General features: G+C 39.5%; 2 protein-coding genes. Both read left to right on the top strand.

The genetic code is table 11. The features are described 5' to 3' along the window. Nucleotides 1-4: 4 nt before the first annotated feature. Complete coding sequence (locus ACSG5Z_RS29630; RefSeq protein WP_199675636.1) at nucleotides 5-118, top strand: flagellin; 114 nt, start codon at nucleotides 5-7, stop codon at nucleotides 116-118. A gap of 84 nt (nucleotides 119-202) precedes the next feature. Continuing rightward, a partial coding sequence (locus ACSG5Z_RS29625) for a flagellin N-terminal helical domain-containing protein (protein ID WP_435712732.1) occupies nucleotides 203-950 on the top strand: 748 nt, incomplete at its 3' end.

The following is a 950-nucleotide window of genomic DNA, read 5'->3' as shown; positions in this document are numbered from 1 at the left end:
TGACATGGCGAAAGAAATGTCTGAAATGACTAAGTTCAAAATCTTGAACGAAGCTGGTATCAGCATGCTTTCTCAAGCTAACCAAACTCCTCAAATGGTTTCTAAATTATTACAATAAGCCATTTGATCATATAAATCTCTTTGATTACAAAGAGATTTATATATAACTAAAAGTCCAAGATAAAAAATGGGGGTTCTTTACATGAGAATTAATACAAACATTAACAGCATGCGTACACAAGAGTACATGCGCCAAAACCAAGACAAAATGAATACTGCGATGAATCGTTTATCTAGCGGTAAATCTATTAACAGTGCCGCTGACGATGCTGCTGGATTAGCTATCGCTACTCGTATGCGTGCAAAAGAAGGCGGATTAAACGTTGGAGCACGTAACACACAAGACGCTATGTCTGCTTTACGTACTGGTGACGCTGCTTTAGGCTCAATTTCTAACATCTTACTTCGTATGCGTGATCTTGCTACGCAAGCTGCTAGTGGTACGAATAACCTTAAAGACTCAGCTTCTCTAAACAAAGAGTACAAACAATTAGCAGAGGAAATTGACCATATTGCTGAAAAAACTAACTTTAACGGTAATTCATTCTTAAACAAAGCTGGTGGTGGTACAGATATTAAGATTCAACTTTCTGACGCTGCAAATGATACACTTGATATCACAGCTATTAATGCAAAGGCAGCTACATTACTTGGAGCGGCCGTTGGAACTTTAACAGACGCTGCTGATCCAGCAGCTGCTATAACTGCAGCAACAGCAGAAATGGAAAAAATCGACACTGCAATCCAAGCTGTTGCTGACGCTAGAGCAACTTTCGGTTCTCAATTAAACCGTTTAGACCATAACTTAAACAACGTAACTAGCCAAGCTACTAACATGGCTTCTGCTGCTTCTCAAATCGAAGACGCTGACATGGCGAAAGAAATGTCTG

The sequence above is a fragment of the Bacillus pretiosus genome (genome assembly GCF_051294775.1).
In the GTDB taxonomy this organism is placed as follows: Bacteria; Bacillota; Bacilli; order Bacillales; family Bacillaceae_G; genus Bacillus_A; species Bacillus_A wiedmannii.
The sequence above is the reverse complement of the archived record's forward strand: the minus strand, read 5'-3'. Positions and strand labels throughout refer to the sequence as shown.